Raw genomic sequence first — 24,697 nt, 5'->3', positions numbered from 1 at the left:
TAACAAGTATTCCTTTGATTAATATCCCAAGGATTTCTCGATGTTTTACAGTAGATGGTTCACAAAGAGATTTTCTTGGGTTTTTTAACAATACTCACTTCAAATGAAAACAAGAAAATATATTATAGTTTCTTTAATGGCTATTGCAGTTGCACTAACCTATTTTGGCCTTAAGAACCCAGAAGCAGCTATAATAGATAAAGACAGTACTATTAGTATTAAAACCATTGTACTTAAAAATGGTTTTGGATACCAACTAATGAGAAATGACAAAATTCTTATAAAGCAGGAAAATATTCCTGCTGTAAAAGGAAAACAACTTTTTTGTTCTGAAAAGGATGCCAGGACAATTGCTGAAATAATTAAAAATAAAATTGAAAATAAAGAATCGCCAAGTATCTCTAATTTAGAGATAGCAGCGAGCAATATTTCTTTAAAATGTCCACAAAACATCAAAGATGATATCGTTCCTCAAACGTAACCGTACTTTACTACTACATATTATCACGTGGCTTTTATTTATTGCCATATTTATTTTACAGGAATATTATGGCAGAGGTAATGTTTCCGTCATATTTTTTATCAATATTTTCCTAAATATCCTGTTCTTTTACATAAACTACCTCATATTTATCCCTAAGCTCTTAATTAAAAAAAAAATCCTAATTTACTTAATTAGCATCACGGTTTTGTTAGTGATCTCTGGTATTATATTTAATATTTTGACATATTATTTTCCGCCAGATTTTATAGTCGATAAAGGATTTATCAACGATAACAGACCCAAACCAAGATTAATAGGATTTCCAATTATAATTAATCTTTCATTCTTAATTATTGGTACCGCAATTAGAATGTATGTTGAATGGAACCGAAATGAAAACAAAAAAGAGGAAATTGAGAAATTAAGTACAACAAGTCAATTACATTTTTTGAAGAATCAGATAAATCCACACTTTTTTTTTAATTCCCTAAATACCATTTATTCCTTAGCTACAAAAAAATCTCCCGATGCGCAAGAGGCCATAATTACGCTCTCGGACCTTATGAGATATATGCTATACAGAACTAATAAACACTTTGTTCCCCTACAGGAAGAACTCGATTATATTAATAATTATATGGTACTGCAGCGATTAAGAATAGCCGATAACAGTAATGTTTCCATAAATATTTTTGGCAGTGTTGCCAATCAAAAAATATGTCCATTAATTTTAATTTCATTTATTGAAAATGCGTTTAAATATGGTACTGACTATAAAGGGAACACTGAAATTAAAATAATCATTAATATTGAATTAAGCCAGTTGCACTTCTCCTGTGTAAATCTAGTGGGTTCTGGTAGAAAAGAAGATGTAAATTCAGGAATCGGACTTAAAAACACAATGGAAAGATTGAACTTGCTTTATCCAGAAAAGCACGAATTAACTACCAATGAAGAAAATGGTAAATTTATTGTTGACCTAACTTTAAAACTCAATTAAATGAAATGTTTAATAATCGATGATGAGCCTTTGGCAATTGAAGTCATTGAAAATTATATAACTAAGATTGGGGGTTTAACAATCGTAGACAAATGTACCAACCCCTTTCAGGCTATTGATGTTTTAAGTAAACATAAAATAGACTTAATTTTTCTTGATATTGAAATGCCAAACATATCTGGTATAGATCTCGTAAAGTCAGTTGAAAATCTTCCATTATTTATTTTTACCACTGCTTATCCCGAATACGCCTTAGAGGGTTTTGATCTTAATGCAGTAGATTATCTAGTTAAGCCCATCCCCTTTCATCGTTTTATAAAAGCGGTATCCCGTGCAAAAGAAAAATTTGAGACCGAAAACCAGTCCACACTAAAAAACTTAATTTCTGCAAACAATAGTGACCCTAAAAGAGAAAATGAGAGGGATTTTATTTTTGTAAAAGCAGAGTATGAAAACCAAAAAATCAATTTAAATGATATAAAGTATATTCAGGGGCTTAAAGACTATTTAAAAATTCATCTTACAACTTCCACAAAACCATTAATACTTTTATCAAACTTCAACGATATTTTAAATAAGTTACCCGAAAATACATTTATCAGGGTTCATCGCTCCTACATCGTGAATATTTTTCATATAAATGCGCTGCAAAAAACTAAAATTATCATCGAGGACTACAAAATTCCTATAGGAGATACTTATAAAAAAGGAGTAATAGAAAGATTGGGGATTTAAACAAAGATGGATGTTGCATCTTCATTTTTGTAGCTGCGAAAATGGAAATTCCAAATTATGGCAATAGATTTGTGCTGGAAAATTGGCGCTTGGCGCAGCGTGCGGCTTGAAGCGGCGAAAGCAACCAACATCTTTTTGTTCCAAATTAATTGAGCCGCGTGCGAATCAGCAAGGCTAGCGAGTTCGTATCTTTCGGAAGTATAATTTATTAATATTTATTGGAAATTTTCAATTATTACAGAGGAGTGCTATAAATTCGTATACGCTGTTGGCAATAGTTTTTATTCCGTTTTATTTTTTTGTTCAGTTAATTCGTCGTCAATCATTTTCTTTTCAGCAAGACGTTCACCTTTCCAAAAAAATCGTTTTCCAAATTTCCTTAAATGTTTATGCCATTCAGAATCGGTTGTCAATTAACCTTTTCCTTTATTTCCCATTTCTCTATTCTATTGGGTTTTCTACTTGACTTATTTCTCTCAAAACACTTGCTAGTCTATCGAAGTCAACAAATGTGGCAACTCTGTCTTTATCAGTTGTCAATTTTTTTAATTCCATTACATCGTCTTGTAAGTCACCTTGGTCAATTTCAGATGCAGAAAACCAATCTTCAGGTTTCTCAAACTTATTCCACTTTTCGGTTGGAATCAGTCTGTAAATTGTTGTTTTTAATTCCATTTCAGCATCAGAACTGTATTCCGTTTCGAGTTTCTCAATAACTCTTTCGAATAATGTTTTTAGTTCTGAAACTTTAATTGTCCTCATTTGTTTTAATTGTTGCCAACATGTGGATAAAGGCCATTATTGCGTTTATTCCCCTTATATGGTTATATTGTTCAATTCCAAATATAAGTTTTTTAAATACATATTCTATAGCCGCACCAAAAGCCTAAATCCAAAAACTTTATCCTTAAATTTGCCCGCAATTCAGAATATGAAAAACAGTATCATTAAATTAATTGACGCCTTTTACTTTTTATTTCGGCGATTTCTTCCGTTAAAAACATATCGTTATGCGGTGTGTGGCGGCGGCAATTTGGTTTTTGATATTATTCTCTACTTTATAGTTTACAATTTCGTCTTTGTAAAACAGAATGTCGATGTGTATTTTGTAGTGCTAAGTCCGCATATTGCTTCCTTGTTTTTTGTTTTCCCAATAACTTTTGTCACAGGATTTTTACTTCAAAAATTCATCACTTTTGAAGCTTCAAATTTGCCGTGGAAAGTTCAGTTTTTTAGATATATTATTGTGGGAATGGGAGCTTTGGTGCTAAATTATATTTGCTTGAAAGTATTTGTAGATGGTCTAGGGTTTTACCCAACGCCGTCTAAAATATTAGCCACTTTTATTGTCGTGGCATACAGTTATTTACTTCAGAATAAGTTTAGTTTTAAAACTGTTTGATAATTACTGCTTGCTCAATTGCAACCGATATTCTTCGCTTTTTGCCTCTAGAAATTCAATAATTTCGATGCTGCTTTGCTTCATTACCGTTTGATAATCGGGATCGTCTTCGCAGAAAAATATAAAGGAATATACCTTTAACCTGTCTATTTGTAGTCCATCTGTAAAATAGCTTTCAGGAAATTTATCGAGAAGCGTTAGTGTAAGTGCCGCTGTTTTTTCGAATTCTAAATGCTTTTTCAACATTTTTGTTCTGCCCGAAAGCATATTTACAAGCGCATCAACGGGGCCAGAATTTGCGGCATATAATTGCCTTCGGATTTTAGTTAGTTGCGGTAAATCTGCGTTGGGCAAGCCAATGGAAGTGGCGGTAATTGGTTTCTGAATAGGAATTATATTAGCATCTGTTCCTAAATAGCCAGTAAGTGCCCGCCGTAAAGTTACCGTGCTTAATTCATTCATTTTCTCGCTGAGGTTGATAACAATTTTTTTGTTTTTTAGCTGTTCTTCGCCAATAATTAGTGTTGTGCTCTTAATTTGAATAGCAGAAATAGAAAGGGTGTCGTTTACAGCAACCGCAATCTGAAACTCTCCATTTGCAGCGGTTACAGTGCCTTTATTAGTAGAAAGGTTAAAAATATTTATGCCTTCAATCTCAATATCGTCTGCGGTATTTACTTTTCCTTCTAAGTTTGCCCTTTGCGAAAACATACTGTTTGAAGCGAAAATTAGCAATATAATAAGTATCCTTAAAATTGTAGCTTGCTTTCGGAATAGGTTTGTTGAGTCGTTTTGCACCATTTAAAACTATGATTAGTTGTAGCCTTTAAAAGGTAAAAATGCGGGAAGTTTATTTTATAAAATCTATTTTTTCTAATATTTAACTTAAAGTGAATAACAGCAGTCAATTTCCCAATTCGTATTCCGCTTGAGATTTTGATAATTCGAAATTATAAGAGGGGTTTTGCTTATATAAATGTAAAACTTCACCGCAGTTTTATAATAATATATTATGTGCAATTGTGAAGATTAATTTGAAGCCAGACTTTCAAAAACATATTTCATTTCAGTCGCAATCTGCTCGCTACGTTCCATATAAATTTGTTTTTGTAACGATGTGCCGTCAGAACTTTTGGGGTCTTCATAGGTTACAGGAATCCGTTTTTCTGAACCTGTAACAAATGGACAGCCTTGATCGGCTTCGGAGCATGTCATTATTGCCGCAAAACCACTTTGCGGATTCGACTCGTCGTCATATTTTTTTGAAAAGCAAGGAATAGCCGGTAAACTTTCTGAGTAACTAATTTTATATACGGGATTGCTAGCTTCATTTTCTTTGGAAATTTTAAAGCCAACGTTTTCCAAAGTAGAAACCACCATTGGGAAAAGGGCAGTGGCCTCCGTTCCGCTAGAAAAGCATTCAATATTTTGAAAATTAAAATAGGCCGCCGCAGTTTGCGCCCAAATTTGCGCAAAATGACTTCGCCGTGAATTGTGGGTACAGATAAAATTGAGAAGAATGGGTTGGCTTTGCGATGCTTTACTATTTATATAATCAATCAAAGGTTTTAGCAACCCTTTCCGTTCTTCCGAAAGGGTTGCCGCATCCAATTTTTCAATATAATATTTTAGATCTTCGTACAAACCTGGATTGCTTTTCATTAACAGCACCCGGAATTTGGAGCACAGCTAGAACCTTCTTCCTGTAATTCCACCATTTTTAGTTTCGGCTTGTCTGCTTTTGTTCCAGGCTTTTCAGCATAAACAGTGATGCTGAAAATACCCGTTCCTGCATTGTTGAAAGTTTTAACTTCTTCCGAAGAAAGATACTTTTCAAGAATATCATTTGGGATTACGATAGGTTTCTCTTTTTGAATTTGAATATTTTGAAAACCTGCGTCTTTTATAAATTGTAAGTACTCCGTTTTTTGAACGGCACCTGCAACGCATCCTGCGTACATTTCTGCATCTTCTTTTAAAGCTTCGGGTAAGTTTCCTTCTAAAACAATATCGGAAATGCTAAAATGCCCGCCCGGTTTTAAAACTCTGCTAATTTCAGCAATTACTTTTTGCTTGTTCGGCACCAAATTTAAAACACAGTTGCTCACTATTACGTCTGCAACGTCATTGCTTACTGGCATTGCGTCTATATCTCCTTCGCGGAATTCTACGTTATTAAAACCTAATTTTTCTGCGTTTGCACGGGCTTTTTCTATCATTATTGGCGTAAAATCTACACCTATAACTTTTCCTTCGGCACCTGTTTCGTGTCTTGCTACAAAGCAATCGTTACCAGCGCCCGAACCCAAATCGATTACGGTATTGCCTTTTTCAATTTTCGCAAATTGCGTAGGAAGACCACAGCCCAATCCTAAGTCTGCATCTTCTACATAACCGCCCGTTTCAGAGTAGTCGTCCATCATAATATTGTACACTTTATTTGAAGGCGTTGTTGCACCACAACATGAAGCAGCGTTTTCAGCTTTGCCCTGTTCGGCAATTTTAGCGTAACGGTCTTTAACAATGTCTTTTAATTCTTGTTCGTTTTTCATTTTTTGAAATTTTTGGGTTGTATTTCAGTTTAAACTTTTTTAACAACAGGTTTCTTTCGAAATATCTTGGTCTAAAAACTGCATAATTACTTTCTTCATTTTGGTCCAATTTTCTGTATCTATACAATAACAAATGCTAGTGCCATCAATACTTCCCTTAATCAAGCCAAGGTTTTTAAGTTCCTTTAAGTGTTGACTAATTGTAGGTTGAGCCAAGCCAATTTCTAGAACCAAATCGCCACAAATACAAGTGTCTATTTTGTATAAATGCTGAAGAATTGCGACTCTCGCGGGATGCCCAAAGGCTTTAGCAAAAGTTGCAATCTGGTTCTGTTGGTCTGTAAATATCTCAGTTTTAGTGATTCCCATAATTGTTATATATGTTCATTGCAATATTACGATTAAAGAATGATTTTATTGCAGTAGTTGAAGTTTTTTTTTCAAGGATTAGTGAATTAAATCTTCAGCAAATTTTCAAATGTTTCAAAATGATGCGCTTCAGTTCTAAGTGAAATGGTTAAAACGTCATCCTTCAGAATAATAGAATAAACTTCGCCAGACTGAAAAAGATGTTCCAAAATAGGGTGTAGTTTGTTTAAAAGAGTCGCTTTATTTTCCGTGCCACGGATAACGTACTGTTTCAATCCGTAGAATGGTTTTGATTCATTAAATAGCTTCTTTATAAATTCAAAATTTCCTTTTTTTGTAATAGCAAATTCTGAATTAAAAGAGCCAGCCATTTGGGTTGACCATTCAACAAGGGTAAGCAGGTTTTGTTTTTTGGAGGAAAGAATCAAGTTTCCTGTGGAAGTGTAGGTGGCTTTTTTGTATTTTAATTTCCAAGGCAATGGAGCCAATATTTTAGCTTGAATAAAATAAGACCAAGCATTGTAATTGCCTTTTACACTACCATTTTTACTAGCGATGTAGTTTTCAAATTCTCTACAGAAATCTTGGTTTATTTTATAAAAAGGAGAGGTAAGTTCGGAAGAAGCAGCGTTAGATTTTAGCTTCATTAGATAATCTTTTTTAGTAATTTCTCAAAACAAATACTTTTTTCAACTCCTTTGTATTGCCCGTAGTTTTCAGAAATTTGATAGTCACATTTTTTATAAAGCGCAATTGCTTCGGGTTGTTTAATGCCTGTTTCTAAAATACATTTAGTATTGCCTAATTCGGTAGCCCAAGTCTCTAGTTCTTTTAAAATTGCAACCGCAACTCCCTTTCCACGCTGCTCTAGTGGCACAAACATCCTTTTCACTTCCATGGTTCCAGCTGCAAACTGTTTAATGGCGCCGCAGCCAATAGGTGTGTTGTTTTCATCAAAAGCAACGATTACATGTTTTATGGAATCTAACTTATTGAATTGGTCGTAAAAAGCATGGTCGTCGCCATCACGAATGGTGAGCTCAACATCAAGGTGCTTCACCAAAGCAATAAAATCTTGATTTTTAGAATCTGTACGTAAAAGCTTCATTGGAGTTCTCTTTCGATGCAGTGAAGATAAAAAAACGCGTCTAATTTTCACTTAGAAAATCGAACGCGTTCATCTAAAATATAGAAATAGTAGATTTTTATTGAATGATTATTTTTTGAGATGTTGTATTGTTATTGTTTGTTATGTTGAGAACATATTCACCAGCAATTAGATTGCTCACATCTATTGTAATTGAATTTTCAGAATTATTGATTTGCTCTTTTACTTTACGAGCATTTAAATCGAAAATTTCCACTGTAGAATTAATTTGAGATATTGGAAAATTGATTACCAAAATATCTTTGGTTGGCACAGGATAAACTATGTAACCTTGTTTAACTGGAGAATTTGTGCCCAATTGTATTCCGTTGCCTTCAACTACCAAGTAAGTATTATTTTCCTCGATATCAGTAAAAGTTTCCACTGCTCCCGAAGGCCATTCAATTATTACTTCAGAAACAGTTGTAGCATCGCCCAATCCAAAATGGTTAGTAAAACTGTTTTGGCTACAATAACCGCTTGCGGCCTCAATTTGGCGGGTTTGCCAAACCTCATTCCCGTTTATAGAGGCTTTTATTTTAACCTTTGCGCCAACCGCAGAGCCATTTGATGGATTTCCAGCACAGCGAATTTTTATCCAATTATTTCCACTTCCTGTATTTTTAAATAACGAATTGTTCTGGTTTTCGTTAAGTGTATTAGCCAAAATAACATCCATCCAGCCATCATTGTTATAATCGCCAAAGGCACAACCGAAGGTGTTTCCTTGATGGTTTGCCAAGGCACCGTTTGTGATTTTGGTAAAATTGCCGTTTCCGTCATTTATAAAGAGTGAATTTGTAACCTGCCCTGGGAAATATGCGTTACAAACCAACAAATCTAAATCGCCGTCGTTATCAACATCGGCAAAAGCAGAGCCAAAAGAGCTTCCGGTTTCTAGCGCAATTGCAGAATTTGTTTGTTCTATAAAAATCCCGTTTTCATTTATAAAAAGCTGATTGTTTTGTCCGTCCCAATTCGCCACAAAAAGATCGAAATCTCCGTCGTTGTCAACATCTGCCCACGAGCTGCCAGCAGAATTCTTCCCGTTTTGTGTAATAGAAAGATTTGTAATTTGGGTGAAATTATCTGGGCCATCATTTTTGAAAAGTGAATTCTTGGCATTGTTTTCATTCGCAATAAACAAATCACTGTCGCCATCGCCATCGTAATCTATCCAGTTAATAGAGCGTGAAGCTAGAGTTTCACTAGTAATAGACAAGCCAGTTACCGCTTCAAATGAGCCATCACCTTGGTTCTCAAAATAAAGATTTCGGGTTGAAACTACGCTGTTTGTAACGTAAGCATCTAATAATTGGTCGTTGTTGAGATCGATCCAATTTGCCATTTCGGAATACGTTAACGGAATTCCAATGGCGTTATCGGATTCGTATGTAAAAGTGCCGTTGCCATTGTTTCGGTAGAAATAATTTTTTTTCCCTGTGCCATTTCTTCCGTAGGTTACAACTACAGCGTCTAAATCGCCGTCGTTGTCAACATCTGCAAAGCTCGCGCCATCTGAGCGGTCATTGTCCAGAACAATATCGTCGTCATTTACAGTAGTAAAAGTACCGTCGCCGTTATTAATATAAAGCATGTTGTTCTGGCCAGAGGAAGGGCCATTAGTAAAGAATATATCGTCCCATCCATCGCCATTTACATCAATAAAATTTGCACTTCGCGAGGCAGAGGGTGTTGTTGTAATGTCTTGAAAATTTTTTTCTTCAAATGATTGTGCCCTTGTTTTTGGGATGAAAAATAAAGAGGCGCCAAGGATAAAAAGCAGTAATGATCGTGTCATAATTAATGGTTTTTGAATTTGTTTTAAACGGTTACAAGCGTTTTGTAAATGTGAAATTAACACGAAATCTCACTGAAGTATGGGGTTATGTTGTGAACGGAAGAATATTGTTTTGAATCACCTTTTAATTGTTGTAAAAATTAATTCGATATTTAAGTTTTCAAATCGCAAAGCTGAAAACCAACAGTTAAATAGAATGATACAAACAGCTCAATCTTTGATGTGAATCTCCTAAATAAGGGTTTGAAAGATGGTGATTTTGAAATGGATAATTACAAATTCATTAAAATGATTGCTAGGTTTGCTACATTTACTTTTAAATATCTTTAAAATCTAAATTGATTACTCCTTACAATGAATATTAGTTGCCTAATAATTGATGATGAACCTTTAGCAAGAAAACGTTTGCTCACTTTGGTTGACGAAATAGAAGATTTGCAATTGCTCGGGCAATGTAAAACAGGAAAGGAAGCAATTTCGGCTATAGAAAGCTATAGGCCAGACCTTATATTTTTAGATATTCAGATGAAGGATATGAGCGGTTTTGATGTTTTGCAAGAGTTGCATATTTCTAAAAAGCCAATGGTGATTTTTGTTACTGCTTTTGACACTTACGCTGTAAAAGCTTTTGACACCTTGGCACTTGATTATTTGTTGAAACCCTATAAAAAAGAACGTTTTCGACAAGCCGTTGAAAGAGCAAGACAACAATTTAAATCTAAATCTGAAAACACTTTAGAAACTAATTTTCAGAAGTTATTGCAATATATTGAAGATGGAAAAACCAACCATAGAACTGACGATTTAAATAGTAAACTTCCTGTAAAGACTGGCAATACCGTTTCATTTTTAGAATATTCGGATATACAATACATTCTGGCCTCTGGGAGTTATGTTGAAATCTGTACACTCGATAAAAAACATGTGCTTCGCGATTCGCTTCAAAATCTTATGGATCATATGAAAAGCAAAAAAATGCTCAGAATTCACCGCTCCACTATAATAAATACCAATTTTTTAGAGAAAGTAATTCATTCAAATTTTGGTGAAATTGATGCACAAATGAAAGATGGTTCACTTTTCAGAGTAAGTAAAAGTTATCGAAAAGATTTCCAAAAAATTATTGGAGTTTAAACAATGCTGAAAAAATACATAGATATAAAGCTTCTTAAATACTTAGCTATTTTTTACACCATTGTGGTGATATTGGTGCAAATAAAAAAGAGTTATTGGAAAGTTAAGGGCACGAGCAGTTACGGCCCTTTAAGTTGGGGGGAGTTGTTTAGTTATGGCGTTTTTGTAGATTGGATAGTAGTGATTGTTTTTATGGCTTTTATAAGCTACATCACAAAATTAATGTTTGAAAAATGGGGCGCAAAAGGGTGGAAAAAAATTATTTGGGTACACCTTTTCTTCTCCTTTTTTATTGGCTATTTTATTTTTGCAGTAACTGCTCTCATTTCAATAATTGTAGGTGACATAGCTTTGTCTCAGGCTTCGCGATATCTTTCTTTCAATCAATTTATAGCAGTGGTGGAGCTTAATTTCTTGGTGTATTTTGCAATGATAGGTATAATAAATGTCTATTACTACATAAAAAAAGTGCAGAATATTGAGCTTCAAAAGGCTCAAATTGAAATTCAGTTAGCGACATCTAAACTAAATATACTCAAGGCGCAACTGCATCCACATTTTATTTTTAATACGCTAAATAGTATTTCGGCCTTAATTGAGATCGATAAGGAAAAGTCGCAAAATTTAATTGCAGATTTTGGTGATTTGTTTCGTGATATCTTAGATTTTAAAGACGAGAATTTAATAGCACTTCATAAAGAAATAGCGCTTCTCGATAAATATATTTCAATAATATCTGTTAGATTTTCAGACCATCTGTCTATTGAAAAGGATATTAAAAGCGATGTAGAAAATGAATTAGTACCACATATGCTTTTACAGCCAATAGTTGAGAATGCTATAAAACACGGGTATGGATATAATACCACGGAACTAAATATAAATCTGAAAATTTATAAATCGTCTAACTACCTAAATATCGAAATTTATAATGACGGAGAGCTATTAAACGCTTCCTTTAAAAAGTTACTTCAAGCAGGAACGGGTTTAAAAAACACACAAGACAGATTAAATTCGCTTTACGGAAACGATGTTTATTTTACAATTGAAAACGCCGAAGGTAAAGGCGTTTTCACTGTAATAAAAATTCCTTTGAAAAAAGTGATTTAATCTTCTACTTGTTTGCGATTAGGATTGTGATTAAATCCTCCCTTAACAGTATTAAAACGAAGAATACTAAAACCAATTATAGCAGAAAGAGTAGACCCAATAAGGATTCCAATTTTAGCAGAATCTATATACTCTGGACTGCTATTAAAGGCGAGGCTAGCAATAAATATAGCCATCGTAAAACCTATACCTGCCAAGAATGAAACACCCACGATCTGTTTGTTGGAAATGTCTGACGGCACATCTATAATTTTTAGTTTACGGGCGGTAAATATAATTGCCGAAATACCAATACTCTTTCCTAAAATAAGACAGATTATAATGTTTACAATTAAAGCATTTTCCAATCCGCCGTCACTAGTAAGGGCTACCCCAGCATTGGCCAAAGCAAAAACAGGGATTACCAAATACGCCACCCAATTGTGCAGCTTATGCTCTAAATGTTGCAAGGGTGAGCGGTATTTATTTCCCCAACCTTCCAAGTCGTCAATTAGGTGCAATTGTTCAGAAGAAAGTAGCGGTTTTTGAAGGACGGTACTTTGTTTAATGTTACCAACGATTATTTCTAAATGATCTGTAAACTCGTGTGTACTTATTTTTTGACGAACGGGAATTGCAAAAGCCATTAATACTCCGGCTAGAGTAGGGTGTAAGCCAGCTTTTAAAAATAAAAGCCACACAATAATACCAGCAATAATGGTTATAAATTCTGAATAAAGCCCTTTATAACTCATTAAGTAGATTACAGCTAAAAGTCCTAAAGCGGCTGCTAAAAGTACCAGATTTAAGCTACTACTATAAAATACTGCAATAACGAGCACGGCGCCTAAATCGTCAACAATTGCAAATGCTGTTAAGAATATTTTTAAACTTAAGGGCACTCTATTGCCAAGCACTTTTAAAATTGCCAAAGAAAAAGCAATGTCAGTGGCCATTGGTATTCCCCAGCCTTTTAAGGTGTCTGGATTTTCGTTTAAAACAATGTAAAGAATTACTGGCAAGGCAATTCCGCCTAGTGCTCCAAATAGCGGGAACATTACCTTTTTGGTTGTGTTTAGCTCGCCAATTAGAAACTCTCTTTTAATTTCAAGTCCAATTAAAAAGAAGAAAATAGCCATCAACCCATCATTCACCCAAAGTAGCAGCGATTTTTTGAGTTCAAAACTATCAGTAATCACGCCTATTTCATATTGCCAAAAAGATTGATAACTATCGGCGAAGGCAGAATTTGCCCACACTAAAGCAATAATTGTAGTTGCCAACAGCAATATTCCGGTAGAGCTTTGGAGGTTGACGAATTTTTGAAAAGGAGAGAGTACTTTTTGTTTTATCATATTATATTTTCGAAAGTGCAATATACCAAAATCGGCAGAATTTATTTAGAACATACAGCCGTGAATTCATTTCAGAAAAATTTTAAAATTCTTCAAATATTGTTGGTGAAAGCTTCTAAACCGAAGCATAAATGATGAATAATGAAAAAAACCCAATGCTCAACCAAGTCGAAGCACTGAATACTGCCTACTTTTTTTTATCTTTGCACCGCGAACTCCGAAGCATTTATAAAGGGGGTCAACTATTAAATAGAAAGTAAGAATATGTTCGATAATTTAAGCGATAAGCTAGACAAAGCGTTGCACGTACTGAAAGGTCACGGCAGCATTACCGAAGTAAACGTAGCCGAAACTTTAAAGGAAGTACGCCGCGCCCTTTTGGATGCCGATGTTAACTTTAAAACTGCTAAGGAATTTACCAATACAGTGAAAGAAAAGGCTTTGGGTCAAAACGTATTAACTACGTTGCAGCCAGGTCAGTTGATGGTGAAGTTGGTAAAAGATGAGCTTACTGAATTGATGGGTGGCGAAACTGCCGGAATCAATTTAAGCGGCACGCCAACGGTAATTTTAATGTCTGGTCTTCAGGGTAGTGGTAAAACTACTTTCTCTGGAAAACTTGCCAATTATCTAAAAACAAAAAAAACAAAAAAACCACTTTTGGTTGCCTGCGATATTTATCGTCCAGCGGCAATAAACCAATTGCACGTGGTTGGTGATCAAATAGGCGTTGAAGTTTATAGTGAACCAGAAAATAAAAATCCGGTTAAAATTGCACAAAACGCCATAGCATACGCTAAAGAAAACGGCTTTAATGTTGTAATTGTCGATACTGCTGGTCGTCTTGCCATAGATGAGGCAATGATGACTGAAATTGCTGACGTTCATAAAGCAATTGCTCCGCATGAAACACTTTTTGTAGTTGATGCAATGACAGGGCAAGATGCTGTAAACACTGCAAAAACCTTTAATGAAAGACTTAATTTTGACGGGGTTGTACTTACAAAACTAGATGGTGATACTCGCGGGGGTGCTGCAATATCTATTAAAAGTGTAGTAGACAAGCCGATTAAATTTATTGGTACAGGCGAAAAAATGGACGCCATAGACGTGTTTCACCCAGCCCGTATGGCCGATCGTATTTTGGGGATGGGAGATGTTGTGTCTTTGGTTGAAAGAGCACACGAACAATTTGACGAAGAGGAAGCCAGAAAACTTCAAAAGAAAATTGCGAAGAACCAATTTGGCTTTGACGATTTCCTTACCCAGATTCAGCAAGTTAAGAAAATGGGAAGCATGAAAGATTTGGTGGGAATGATTCCCGGCGCCGGAAAAGCGTTAAAAGATGTAGATATTGATGACGATGCTTTTAAAGGCATTGAAGCAATAATTCACTCTATGACCCCAGCCGAAAGAACCCAGCCTACTGTAATAAACGGAAGTCGAAAAAAACGAATTGCTTCAGGAAGCGGAACCAGCGTTCAACAGGTAAATCAGCTGTTAAAACAATTCGAACAAATGAGCAAAATGATGAAGATGATGCAAGGTGGTGGCGGAAGAAAGATGATGCAAGCAATGGGGAAGATGCGTTAAAATAAGTTGCAGTATTCAGTGGCAGTAGGTAGTTGTTTCTGTTTTAAGTTTAGTTAAATATGAGTTTCAAAACTTTATTGGCGTATCAAAAAGGATTTGCTCTTTCAATGGAAATTTTTGAAATCTCCAAAACCTTTCCCAAAGAGGAAACTTTTTCACTTACTGACCAAATTCGATGAAGTTCTCGTTCTGTCTGTGCCAATATTGCTGAAGCTTACCGAAAAAGAAAATATGAAAAGCATTTTATCAGTAAGTTGACTGATAGTGATGCAGAGAATTCTGAAACACAAGTATGGTTACAATTTGCTATGTTTTCGGGGTATATTTCAGTTGAAATAGAAACTGATCTCAATAAAAGAAGTGAAGAAATAGGCAGACTAATAAATTATATGATTGATAATCCTGGCAAATTTGGAGTTTGAGTTACTGAAAACTGCAACTGCCACTGAATACTTTTACAAATGACAATTTTAGACGGAAAAAAAGTAAGCAACGATATTAAAAACGAAATCGCAGCCGAAGTTGATAAAATGAAGGCTAATGGCGAAAAGGTGCCGCATTTAGCAGCTATTATAGTTGGCGATGACGGTGCTAGCCTTACATACGTGGGCAGTAAAGTGCGGGCTTGCGAACGCGTTGGATTTGAATCTACGCTTATAAAAATGCCACATACTACCAGTGAACTGGAATTGCTGAAAAAAATAAAGGAACTTAACGATGACGACAATATTGATGGGTTCATCGTGCAATTGCCACTGCCTCCTCAAATTGATACGCAAAAAGTATTACTTACCGTAGACCCTTCAAAAGATGTTGATGGTTTTCATCCGGAAAATTTCGGAAAAATGGCGTTGGATATGAGTACGTTTATTCCTGCAACTCCATTCGGTATTCTTGAATTGCTTCAACGATATGAAGTGGATACAAAAGGAAAGCATACAGTTGTTATTGGCCGTAGCCACATTGTTGGCCGACCGATGAGTATTTTAATGAGCCGTAGAGGTTGGCCGGGAAATAGTACCGTGACCCTTACACATAGTAACACAAAAAACATTGCACAAATTACTACCCAAGCAGACATTATTATCTCAGCATTGGGCGTTCCAAATTTCTTAAAAGCCGAAATGGTAAAGGACGATGTAGTAATTATAGATGTAGGAATTACTAGAGTTGAAGACGTAAATCATCCCAAAGGTTACGTTATTACTGGCGATGTAGATTTTGAAAACGTTAGTAAAAAAGCATCTTTCATCACACCAGTTCCAGGAGGAGTAGGGCCAATGACTATTGCCATGCTATTGAAAAATACATTACTAGCGCGGGAGCAACGAAAAGCTAATTAGAAAATTTAATTCGATTTGACTGATTTTAAGTAGATTCTGATTCTCCTTCTTTTAATCTCCAGTCTAAATATTTATGCAGGTCGGTTTCAATCCATCCCATACCAATGGAAAGAACTGCCAAGTCATCAATATAACCGATGCCAGGAATAAAATCTGGAATTAAATCTAATGGATTAAAAACGTACAATAAAGCCACTGCAATAGTTGCGATAGTAAACCATGGCACATGTGGATATTTGCCTTTTTTCACATCCTTAAGCATGGCAAACATAATTTTACCCAATTCCGCGTATTTGCGCAGGGGCCCTGCATTGCTTAGTTTTTTTGAAATAGCTTCTTCATTGTCCATTACCAATTCAATTTCGTGATCTTGAATTTTGGTAACTTTTTCTTCCACATAACTTTCACTCACCTTGGAGTCCATCATAGCTATATTGGATAATTTCTTATCTTTCTTTTTTCCGAAAAACATAGTTTATTGTTTTTATTTTAAAAGTAATAAATTGAAAAATGAATACTTTTAAAATTATGTTATAAAAATTTCAGTAGTACGTAAACTATTGAAAATACAAAAAGTAGCAACAGAAACCAATACGGTTTTAATTCTTCCGGATTTTTTCCGAAGAAGAGCTTTGTAAGCATAAACATAAAACTTCGATGCTTTGCTATAAAATTGTAAGTGTGGTCGCTAACATTCGTAAACCAGTTGTATTCTCTGTACCACTTATGCCAGCGCGATGTGCTATCTTCAAAATAAGTAAAACTTTTATAGGCAGAATCGGGACCGCTATATATTGTGCCGTCTGTTTCAATGAGGCGTGATGCTTTTTTAAATTCTTTTAAAGGTATGTCTTTAAAGTATTGAGCAACTTCCTGAAATGTTTTATATTCAATACGATCTTCGGTTTTAGAATGCCAGCGCGTAATCCAATATTTACAAAAACCACATTCGCCATCCCACACCATCATTGGTTTTGTGGTGGGAGGAAAGGCCGTTTTTTCAATTTTCGAAAACATATATATTGTTATTATTACAAACTTTCCAGCTTCGTAATACTATCTTCTTTTCCGTATTCTTTCCTATAAATACGAACGATAACTATAAATAGACTAATAAGTAGCGGGCCAAAAATTAAACCTATAAAACCGAATAACGGCACCCCAACAATTACCCCAATAAGTGTAATTAATGGGTGAACGTTATCTAATTTCTTCAAAACATACAGCCGTATTATATTGTCTGTGGAGCCCACAACCACAAAACCGTAGATAAGTATTCCCCACGCTTGAAAGCTGTGACCGGTGGACAGTGTTAGTACGAATACGGGAAGAATTCCTATTAAGGTTCCCACAAAAGGAATCATACTACCAATGGTAACAATTACGAACCAAAAGAAGGGATCTTCAATACTAAAAATTAAGAATCCAATTAGCGCCACGACACCTTGTGCTACTGCCACCAACGGAATTCCTAAAGCATTGGAACGCACCATCGTTTGAATTTCAGCGCCAATTTCTTTGAGGTTTTTCTGATCCATTGGGATATAATCCTTTAATGAGCCGCGTAATTCCTTACGGTTTGTAAGCATATAATAGAGCATAAAATACATTAGCCCAATTGCAATAAATGCGTTAAATGTTCCTCCTGCAAGACTTTGTAGATTCTCAGAAATCCACCCAGTAATTGCTGATGTGTCAATTTGAGAGCTTAAATCGTAGCCAAATTTATCTTCAATTGTCCCGAGTTGTTTCTTAAAGGCGCGAACAACTTCTTCAGAATTTTGAACTGCTTCACCTATCTTATTTGTAAGCATTAAAACAATACCTGCAACGGGAATAAGTATACCCACAAAAGAGCATAACATAAGTACTGTTGCGGCTAGGGATGGGTTCCAATTTTTTTTATTCACTAGTGTAGACATCCACTTTCGCATTAAAACATAAATGGTAATGGCTCCTAAAACACCCGTAAGATAAGGCAGCATTTCCCTAAAAATAAGGCTGCCCATCAGGATTACAAGCAGAATAACAAATACTTGTCGAATTATTTGAGGGGGTATTTCTTTAATCATTTTGCGAATAATTGTGTTAAATCTGCGAAGGCTTTAAATTCTAGCGCGTTTCCCGCCGGATCTTTAAAAAACATGGTAGCTTGTTCTCCCACCTGTCCTTTAAATCGGACGTAAGGCTCAATGATGAAGGTAACGTTTTTTTGTATTAGTTTTTCAGAATATAGTTTGAAACTCTCCATATCTAGCACAACGCCAAAGTGTGGTATTGGCACATCTTTACCGTCTACCGGATTACTGCTTTTATCTTCTTCAGATATTTTTTCTTTTAAATGAATTACAAGCTGATGACCAAAAAAGTTATAATCTACCCAATGATCGCTGCTGCGACCTTCGGGAAGTTCAAGTGTGTTGCTGTAAAAAGCTCGGCAACGTTCCAGATTATCTACAGGAATTGCCAAATGGAAAGGTCTTAATTGGTTGCTCATTAATTATTTCTTAAAGCGTGAATGAGTTCGTCTTTAATTCTTGGATTTGCCATAACAATGGGTTTAAACATAGAAAACCCTTTGCAAAACAAAGGGTTTTTGTAATTAATATTTATGTTTCGTCTGTGTCTTTTCGGCGTTTTAGGAGTCCGATACCGGCAAAAAAGAAAACTATTCCAAGAATAATCAAAGCCCAAGGACTCATTCCGATGTCCATACTTCCGAACACACCAAGAATTCCCATTACCAAACTAATTCCGCCAGCAATGGTTAAAATAAAACCTAAAATCTTTATCATAATTAATCGAATTTGATGGTTAATTGGATTAAAATTAAAGTAAAAGGTTCAAGTACTAACGCACCTTAACAAAATCTTTGCAGGAAAAATTTATTCACTAGCAGCTTCCCAGCCAATCATAAAATATTTAATTGGCGCATCATCTGGTATTTGACTGGCTTCAATTTCAATATTCATATCGTAGCGAAGTTCTGCCGGAAGGTTTTTCTTATCGATGGTTAAATAAACATCAGTTTCCTTTAAGAAAATCACCACTGCGTTAATAGTAGTTTCTATGTTATCGATAGTGTAATTGGCCTTTACGTCTTTAAAAGTACTTGCAGTATTTAAGCCTTTTTCAGTTTTGTAACGTGAATCGAAAACCTGAATATTAGTGATTGTTGAGTTAGGATCGTTTTCATCATTAGGAGATAACAGTAAAAGTTTTACTCCGCCTTTTTCATAAATTTCTACTTCACCTTGTGTTTCCAGCGCATTGGGAGATGAATTTATTTTTACTATAGAATCTTCTGCAAAAATGGAGTCTATTTGTTTGATTTTTATTTCCTTGTTCAAGTTTCCGATAGCGCCATTGTTGATTGCAAAAGGATCAGTATTTTTTCCGCATTGAACAAAAGCAAGTGAAACTATTCCAATTATTAAAAGTGTCTTTTTCATTTATTGTTTTTAGTTATTTATATTTAAAATTAATTTTATTAATTGCTGAAATTACCGCATCATTTTCCCTAAAATGCCCAAAACACTGCGTATTACAGTGGGGCTAGATAGTGTTTTTATCCACGGGTTTGAAGTGCTCCTGCGACTTGAACTTCTACTAGAACTGCTAGTTCGCCTTACAGATTCTTTTTCTTTTTGTGCTTTTTCCTTTGCTTCTTCTTTGTTAGCTATCTCTATTTTTTCAGTCAGCATTTCGTAAGCACTTTCGCGGTCTGTTACTTCGTTGTACTTCGGAATTAATTTTGACACTTTCAATAAGTCTTTCAATTCACAATCGGTCAGCACATCCATTCTGCTCATAGGCGCACGAAGCATGGTGCGCGCTAGCGGTGTTGGGATTCCTTTTTCGTTAAGGGCACTAACTAACGCTTCTCCTATTCCTAAAGACGTTAAAACCTCGTCTGTTTTATAGTATTCAGAGATTGGGTAATTTTCCGCAGTCAGTTTAATTGCTTTTCTATCTTTTGCCGTAAAAGCTCTAAGCGCATGTTGGATTTTTAACCCCAACTGACTTAAAACAGCGTCTGGCACATCTGTTGGATTTTGAGTTACAAAATAAAGTCCAACCCCTTTTGATCGAATTAATTTTACAATACTTTCTATTTGATTGAGCAGTGCACTACTTGCTTGATTGAAAATTAAATGGGCTTCGTCTATAAATATAACAAGCTCTGGTCTTCCGCTATCGCCTTGTTCAGGAAACGTGGCGTAAATTTCTGCCAAGAGGCTAAGCATAAATGTTGAAAAAAGCTTCGGTCTATCTTGAATATCTGTTAGTCGAATTATATTGATATAACCTCTTCCGTTTTCATCAATTCGAAGTAAATCGTCTGTATCAAAAGATTTTTCACCAAAAAACAAATCGCCGCCCTGTTGTTCCAATTCTACAACTTTCCGAAGTATTGCGCCAGTGGAAGAAGATGAAACACGACCGTATTCTGCAGCAAATTCATCTTTGCCTTCATCGGTAGTGTATTGTAATATTTTTTTGAAGTCTTTTAAATCTAGCAGTGGCATTTTGTTATCGTCGCAATATTTGAAGATAACCGAAACAATACCAGATTGTACATCGCTCAAGTCTAAAATTCTAGAAAGCAAAACAGGTCCAAATTCACTAACTGTAGCCCGAAGACGAACTCCTTCTTGGTCTGAAAGTGTAAGAATTTCAACAGGAAATTTCTTTGCTTCAAATGGAAAACCAATTGCATTATGACGCTCTTGAATTTTAGGATGGTTAGCGCCAGGCTGTGCAATCCCGCTGAGATCACCTTTTATATCCATCATAAGTACTGGAATTCCTTTTTCAGAAAGATTTTCAGCAATAATTTGAAGCGTTTTTGTTTTTCCTGTACCCGTAGCGCCAGCAATTAGCCCATGGCGGTTTAGTGTTTTTAGAGGAATTTTTACGTATGCGTTTGTAACGGTTTCGCCGTCCAGCATTGCCGCGCCAAGATTTATAAAATCTCCCTTGGTGGTATATCCATTATTAATGTGTTCAAAAAAAGCCTCTTTGTTTGCCATGGCACCTAATTTTGCTCAAAAGTAATAAATTATAGGGCACTAAGTTTTTTAAAGTATCAAATTCCAAGTAACTAAACATCTTTATTTGCAATTTGCTTCCCGATTAATTTAATTTAAGTTACAATTCGAGTACTTTTGCGCCCATGACAAATGAAGTGCTGGAATTGGTGAATAAAGGAGTGATGCTCCCTTTAATGGAAGAATTTTACACAATTCAAGGTGAAGGATTCCACAAAGGAACAGCCGCCTATTTTATTAGGGTAGGTGGATGCGACGTTGGTTGCCATTGGTGCGATGTAAAAGAAAGTTGGGATGCAGAATTGCATCCGCCAACGGCTATAGGCCAGATTGTTGAGAATGCCGCCAAACATTCAAAAACCATTGTTGTTACAGGTGGCGAACCCTTAACTTGGGATATGGGCCCGCTAACAGAAATGTTAAAAGCGCAAGGCATGCAAATTCATATTGAAACTTCGGGAGCCTATAAACTAACTGGAACTTGGGATTGGATTTGTCTTTCACCCAAAAAAATGAAACTTCCCACTGACGAAGTTTATAAAGTTGCGAGCGAGCTAAAAGTGATTGTATTTAATAAAGATGATTTTCGCTTTGCAGAAGAGCAAGCGGCAAAAGTGAATAAAGATTGTATACTTTATTTGCAACCGGAATGGAGTAAGCGCGACAAAATGAGTCCGCTAATTGTAGATTACGTTATGCAAAATCCGAGATGGAAAGTTTCTTTACAGACGCATAAATACCTCAATATTCCCTAAAATATATTTCAAAATAAAAGCACCAAATTCCAGCTCTTTCGGAATTTGTGCTTTTATTTTACGACTGTTGAAGTGTTACTACTTTTTGAATGGAATTTCTACATAATGGTCATCCCAACCTATCATTAATGTTGTCCCATCTTTTTCAGGTCGAAATATCATTGAAAGCGACTCGATAGGAGCTACAGCGTCTTTACATTCAACTTTAATGCGCGCAACATCCTTTTCTTTTTTGTAGCTATAAGCGCCCCAAACATTTGTGTCGCTGTTTACAATAACAGTCCATTCGTCTTCGCCAGGAATAGTATAAAGCGTATAAGTTCCGGGTTTCAAAACCGTTTTTCCGAATTTTAACGGGGTGTAAATTGTAAGTTCGGTAGCCTCGTTTGCACCGGTTCTCCACACTTCGCCGTAAGGCACCAAATCGCCAAAAATATCGCGTCCTTTTTTCTGAGGGCGGCTATAGATTACCCTAGCCAACGGTGGGCTATTTTTGTCTTGTATTGCCAAGGCTAAATCCATTGGAGAGGCATCCATCTGTGGAAAACTCTGTGCGTGTAAATTTTGAAAGGCAAGAGAAGAAATTATAAAGAATGTAAAAAGGAATATTTTTTTCATATAAGCTTATTTAAAGAGGTAATACAATTTTAGAATAGGACTACTTTTTAAGTTGAAAGTTTCATTTTCACTTAAAAAAATCACGAATAATATTTATAGCGAACATTTGTTTCGTCGAAAATAGTACACAACTATTACACCAAAATCCGAAACTATTCTAAAACGTCAAAAAAAGAACGTTTTTCCACAGTTATTTGTTAATAACTTATCACTTATAAAATACGTAAACCCCTAGTTTTATTGTGGGTTTGGTTATATTTGTTCGTTACGAAAAAAACTGAAAATCATTCAAATTATTATATGAGCGAAGAACAGAAAAAAGGCAGTTACGGCGCCGACCAGATACAAGCGTTGGAAGGGATGGAGCACGTGCGCATGCGCCCATCAATGTACATTGGAGATGTAGGCCCACGTGGTTTGCACCATTTGGTTTATGAAGTGGTGGATAACTCCATCGATGAAGCAATGGGTGGATTTTGCGATACCATTGAAATGTGGATTAATGAAGATAATTCTATTACCGTAAAAGATAACGGTCGTGGAATTCCAGTAGACCTTCACAAAAAAGAAGGCGTTTCTGCACTGCAGGTTGTAATGACCAAAATTGGTGCAGGTGGAAAGTTCGATAAAGATTCTTATAAAGTTTCGGGTGGTTTGCACGGGGTTGGAGTTTCTGTAGTGAATGCTCTTTCTGAACATTTAACGGCTACTGTACATCGCGATGGTGTAATCTGGCAGCAGGAATACGAGCGTGGTAAAGCAATGTATCCGGTAAAATCTGTTGGTGAAACTGATTACCGTGGAACTGTTGTTACTTTCAAACCAGATCCAGATATTTTTCAACAAACGTTGGAATATAGTTATGATACGCTAGCAAGTAGAATGCGTGAGTTGTCTTATTTGAATAAGGGAATCACCATTTACTTTACAGATAAAAGACATAAAAATGACGAAGGGGAATTTGAAACTGAAAAATTCCACAGTGATGAAGGTTTAAAAGAATTTATCCGCTTTTTGGATGTAAATCGTGAGCCAATTATTGCTGAGGTAATTTCAATGGAAGGCGAAAAGAACGATATTCCAGTTGAGGTTGCAATGGTTTATAATACTTCGTTTAGTGAAAATCTTCACTCTTACGTTAACAATATTAATACGCACGAAGGTGGTACGCACCTTGCCGGTTTCCGATCTGGATTAACCCGTACGTTGAAGAAATATGCCGATGCTTCGGGTATGCTCGATAAATTGAAATTCGAGATTGCTGGAGATGATTTCCGTGAAGGATTAACGGCTATCATTTCGGTAAAAGTACAGGAGCCACAATTTGAGGGCCAAACAAAAACGAAATTGGGTAACCGCGAGGTTACTGCGGCAGTAAGCCAAGCAGTTTCAGAAATGCTTGAAAACTATTTGGAAGAACATCCAAATGATGCAAAAACAATAGTTCAAAAAGTAATACTTGCAGCACAAGCGCGCCATGCGGCACGTAAAGCTCGCGAAATGGTACAGCGTAAAACCGTGATGAGCGGTGGAGGCTTACCAGGAAAACTTTCTGATTGTTCTGAGCAGGATCCAGTAAAATGTGAAGTATTCCTAGTAGAGGGAGATTCGGCGGGTGGAACTGCAAAGCAAGGTCGTGACCGTAATTTTCAGGCTATATTACCGCTTCGTGGTAAAATTCTTAATGTGGAAAAAGCAATGCACCACAAAGTTTTTGAAAACGAAGAGATTAGAAATATCTACACTGCACTCGGTGTTACCATCGGTACAGAAGAAGATAGTAAGGCGCTAAACTTAGAAAAACTACGCTATCACAAAGTAGTTATTATGTGTGATGCGGATGTGGATGGTAGCCACATTGCAACTTTAATTTTGACATTCTTTTTCCGCTATATGCGCGAATTGGTTGAGGCTGGGTGTGTTTACATTGCCACGCCACCGCTATATTTAGTGAAAAAAGGAGCCAAGAAAGAATACGCTTGGAGTGATAAAGCCCGCGACAAATTAAACGAAGAATTTGGAGGCAGCGCTTCTATCCAACGTTATAAAGGTTTGGGTGAAATGAACGCAGAGCAACTTTGGGATACTACAATGAACCCAGAATTCCGTACGTTGCGCCAAGTAACCATAGATAACGGTACTGAAGCAGATAGAATATTCTCAATGCTTATGGGCGATGAAGTTCCGCCAAGACGTGAGTTTATTGAGAAAAACGCAATTTATGCGAATATTGACGTGTAAGCATTTCGTTAAACTTTTTACAAAGACC

The 24,697-nt window shown here is 35.8% G+C and carries 27 protein-coding genes and 1 pseudogene; 11 read left to right on the top strand and 17 right to left on the bottom strand.

Going from position 1 to position 24,697, the window contains the following annotated elements; genetic code table 11:
• Positions 1-103: 103 nt before the first annotated feature.
• The 3 genes from AC3RVG_RS13455 (at position 104) to AC3RVG_RS13445 (ending at position 2,219) form a co-directional block, all read left to right on the top strand.
• Entirely contained in the window at positions 104-481 is a 378-nt protein-coding gene (locus AC3RVG_RS13455) for a DUF4907 domain-containing protein (RefSeq protein ID WP_489691992.1), read from the top strand.
• A 241-nt stretch (positions 482-722) separates the two neighbouring features.
• A complete protein-coding gene (locus tag AC3RVG_RS13450) occupies positions 723-1,484 on the top strand; it encodes a sensor histidine kinase (protein ID WP_489691991.1) in 762 nt (253 codons plus the stop codon).
• Complete coding sequence (locus AC3RVG_RS13445; RefSeq protein WP_489691990.1) at positions 1,485-2,219, top strand: LytR/AlgR family response regulator transcription factor; 735 nt, start codon at positions 1,485-1,487, stop codon at positions 2,217-2,219.
• 441 nt (positions 2,220-2,660) lie between these two features.
• Here the strand turns inward: AC3RVG_RS13445 and AC3RVG_RS13440 are convergent, their stop codons facing one another.
• Positions 2,661-2,981, bottom strand: a complete 321-nt coding sequence (locus tag AC3RVG_RS13440) for a hypothetical protein (protein WP_489691989.1) — start codon at positions 2,979-2,981, stop codon at positions 2,661-2,663.
• A gap of 169 nt (positions 2,982-3,150) precedes the next feature.
• Here AC3RVG_RS13440 and AC3RVG_RS13435 point away from each other — a divergent pair, with 169 nt between their 5' ends.
• Positions 3,151-3,621: a GtrA family protein gene (locus AC3RVG_RS13435; RefSeq protein WP_489691988.1), complete on the top strand. Its 471-nt coding sequence runs from the start codon at positions 3,151-3,153 to the stop codon at positions 3,619-3,621.
• Positions 3,622-3,624: 3 nt separating this feature from the next.
• Here AC3RVG_RS13435 and AC3RVG_RS13430 read toward each other — a convergent pair whose 3' ends face one another.
• The 7 genes from AC3RVG_RS13430 to AC3RVG_RS13400 all read right to left on the bottom strand — a co-directional run bounded on the left by AC3RVG_RS13430 (position 3,625) and on the right by AC3RVG_RS13400 (position 9,490).
• Positions 3,625-4,332: a carboxypeptidase-like regulatory domain-containing protein gene (locus tag AC3RVG_RS13430; protein WP_489691987.1), complete on the bottom strand. Its 708-nt coding sequence runs from the start codon at positions 4,330-4,332 to the stop codon at positions 3,625-3,627.
• 318 nt (positions 4,333-4,650) lie between these two features.
• Positions 4,651-5,283 carry an arsenate-mycothiol transferase ArsC gene (locus tag AC3RVG_RS13425; RefSeq protein ID WP_489691986.1) on the bottom strand — a complete coding sequence of 211 codons (633 nt, stop codon included), beginning with the start codon at positions 5,281-5,283 and terminating at the stop codon, positions 4,651-4,653.
• On the bottom strand, positions 5,283-6,173 hold the full coding sequence (locus AC3RVG_RS13420; RefSeq protein WP_489691985.1) for an arsenite methyltransferase: 891 nt from the start codon (positions 6,171-6,173) through the stop codon (positions 5,283-5,285). Before AC3RVG_RS13420 ends, AC3RVG_RS13425 begins: the two co-directional genes overlap by 1 nt.
• Before the next feature lie 39 nt (positions 6,174-6,212).
• On the bottom strand, positions 6,213-6,542 hold the full coding sequence (locus AC3RVG_RS13415; protein WP_489691984.1) for an ArsR/SmtB family transcription factor: 330 nt from the start codon (positions 6,540-6,542) through the stop codon (positions 6,213-6,215).
• An 86-nt stretch (positions 6,543-6,628) separates the two neighbouring features.
• Positions 6,629-7,189 (bottom strand): hypothetical protein, encoded by a 561-nt coding sequence (locus AC3RVG_RS13410; RefSeq protein WP_489691983.1) that lies wholly within the window; start codon positions 7,187-7,189, stop codon positions 6,629-6,631.
• Positions 7,189-7,650: a GNAT family N-acetyltransferase gene (locus AC3RVG_RS13405; protein ID WP_489691982.1), complete on the bottom strand. Its 462-nt coding sequence runs from the start codon at positions 7,648-7,650 to the stop codon at positions 7,189-7,191. The genes AC3RVG_RS13410 and AC3RVG_RS13405 overlap by 1 nt, the downstream gene beginning before the upstream one ends.
• 97 nt (positions 7,651-7,747) lie before the next feature.
• Entirely contained in the window at positions 7,748-9,490 is a 1,743-nt protein-coding gene (locus AC3RVG_RS13400) for an FG-GAP-like repeat-containing protein (protein ID WP_489691981.1), read from the bottom strand.
• A 354-nt stretch (positions 9,491-9,844) separates the two neighbouring features.
• Between AC3RVG_RS13400 and AC3RVG_RS13395 the strand changes: the two genes are divergently transcribed.
• Together AC3RVG_RS13395 and AC3RVG_RS13390 are read left to right on the top strand one after the other, a co-directional pair.
• The gene (locus tag AC3RVG_RS13395; protein WP_489691980.1) at positions 9,845-10,624 is read left to right on the top strand and encodes a LytR/AlgR family response regulator transcription factor; all 780 of its coding nucleotides are present in this window, start codon (positions 9,845-9,847) and stop codon (positions 10,622-10,624) included.
• Positions 10,625-10,627: 3 nt separating this feature from the next.
• A complete protein-coding gene (locus tag AC3RVG_RS13390) occupies positions 10,628-11,734 on the top strand; it encodes a sensor histidine kinase (protein WP_489691979.1) in 1,107 nt (368 codons plus the stop codon).
• Here the strand turns inward: AC3RVG_RS13390 and nhaA are convergent.
• On the bottom strand, positions 11,731-13,068 hold the full coding sequence (gene nhaA, locus AC3RVG_RS13385; protein ID WP_489691978.1) for a Na+/H+ antiporter NhaA: 1,338 nt from the start codon (positions 13,066-13,068) through the stop codon (positions 11,731-11,733). The genes AC3RVG_RS13390 and nhaA overlap by 4 nt on opposite strands.
• Positions 13,069-13,332: 264 nt before the next feature.
• On the opposite strand from nhaA, the gene ffh reads away from it, so the two are divergent.
• The 3 genes and pseudogenes from ffh (at position 13,333) to AC3RVG_RS13370 (ending at position 16,004) form a co-directional block, all read left to right on the top strand.
• Complete coding sequence (ffh, locus tag AC3RVG_RS13380) at positions 13,333-14,661, top strand: signal recognition particle protein (RefSeq protein WP_489691977.1); 1,329 nt, start codon at positions 13,333-13,335, stop codon at positions 14,659-14,661.
• A gap of 59 nt (positions 14,662-14,720) precedes the next feature.
• A pseudogene (locus AC3RVG_RS13375) lies at positions 14,721-15,083 on the top strand (four helix bundle protein).
• A 39-nt stretch (positions 15,084-15,122) separates the two neighbouring features.
• A complete protein-coding gene (locus tag AC3RVG_RS13370) occupies positions 15,123-16,004 on the top strand; it encodes a bifunctional 5,10-methylenetetrahydrofolate dehydrogenase/5,10-methenyltetrahydrofolate cyclohydrolase (RefSeq protein ID WP_489691976.1) in 882 nt (293 codons plus the stop codon).
• Positions 16,005-16,029: 25 nt separating this feature from the next.
• Here the strand turns inward: AC3RVG_RS13370 and AC3RVG_RS13365 are convergent, their stop codons facing one another.
• The 7 genes from AC3RVG_RS13365 to AC3RVG_RS13335 all read right to left on the bottom strand — a co-directional run bounded on the left by AC3RVG_RS13365 (position 16,030) and on the right by AC3RVG_RS13335 (position 21,037).
• Entirely contained in the window at positions 16,030-16,476 is a 447-nt protein-coding gene (locus AC3RVG_RS13365) for a YkvA family protein (RefSeq protein ID WP_489691975.1), read from the bottom strand.
• 59 nt (positions 16,477-16,535) lie between these two features.
• Positions 16,536-17,021, bottom strand: a complete 486-nt coding sequence (locus tag AC3RVG_RS13360; protein ID WP_489691974.1) for a DCC1-like thiol-disulfide oxidoreductase family protein — start codon at positions 17,019-17,021, stop codon at positions 16,536-16,538.
• Positions 17,022-17,035: 14 nt separating this feature from the next.
• Positions 17,036-18,076 (bottom strand): AI-2E family transporter, encoded by a 1,041-nt coding sequence (locus AC3RVG_RS13355; RefSeq protein WP_489691973.1) that lies wholly within the window; start codon positions 18,074-18,076, stop codon positions 17,036-17,038.
• Positions 18,073-18,501 (bottom strand): VOC family protein, encoded by a 429-nt coding sequence (locus tag AC3RVG_RS13350; protein WP_489691972.1) that lies wholly within the window; start codon positions 18,499-18,501, stop codon positions 18,073-18,075. Before AC3RVG_RS13350 ends, AC3RVG_RS13355 begins: the two co-directional genes overlap by 4 nt.
• A 112-nt stretch (positions 18,502-18,613) precedes the next feature.
• Positions 18,614-18,799: a hypothetical protein gene (locus AC3RVG_RS13345; RefSeq protein ID WP_489691971.1), complete on the bottom strand. Its 186-nt coding sequence runs from the start codon at positions 18,797-18,799 to the stop codon at positions 18,614-18,616.
• Positions 18,800-18,889: 90 nt separating this feature from the next.
• Positions 18,890-19,456: a hypothetical protein gene (locus AC3RVG_RS13340; RefSeq protein ID WP_489691970.1), complete on the bottom strand. Its 567-nt coding sequence runs from the start codon at positions 19,454-19,456 to the stop codon at positions 18,890-18,892.
• Positions 19,457-19,507: 51 nt separating this feature from the next.
• Entirely contained in the window at positions 19,508-21,037 is a 1,530-nt protein-coding gene (locus tag AC3RVG_RS13335; protein WP_489691969.1) for a helicase HerA-like domain-containing protein, read from the bottom strand.
• 143 nt (positions 21,038-21,180) lie between these two features.
• On the opposite strand from AC3RVG_RS13335, the gene AC3RVG_RS13330 reads away from it, so the two are divergent.
• Positions 21,181-21,810 carry a 7-carboxy-7-deazaguanine synthase QueE gene (locus tag AC3RVG_RS13330; RefSeq protein WP_489691968.1) on the top strand — a complete coding sequence of 210 codons (630 nt, stop codon included), beginning with the start codon at positions 21,181-21,183 and terminating at the stop codon, positions 21,808-21,810.
• Between the two features lie 78 nt (positions 21,811-21,888).
• On the opposite strand, the gene AC3RVG_RS13325 is transcribed toward AC3RVG_RS13330, so the two are convergent.
• On the bottom strand, positions 21,889-22,428 hold the full coding sequence (locus AC3RVG_RS13325; RefSeq protein WP_489691967.1) for a DUF2911 domain-containing protein: 540 nt from the start codon (positions 22,426-22,428) through the stop codon (positions 21,889-21,891).
• 300 nt (positions 22,429-22,728) lie between these two features.
• Between AC3RVG_RS13325 and gyrB the strand changes: the two genes are divergently transcribed.
• Positions 22,729-24,669, top strand: coding sequence for a DNA topoisomerase (ATP-hydrolyzing) subunit B (gene gyrB / locus AC3RVG_RS13320; protein ID WP_489691966.1), 1,941 nt, complete (start codon positions 22,729-22,731; stop codon positions 24,667-24,669).
• Positions 24,670-24,697: the final 28 nt, after the last annotated feature.

The sequence above is a fragment of the Aequorivita sp. IT1282 genome, assembly GCF_058068205.1.
This window is presented reverse-complemented; position numbering and strand designations above follow the sequence as displayed.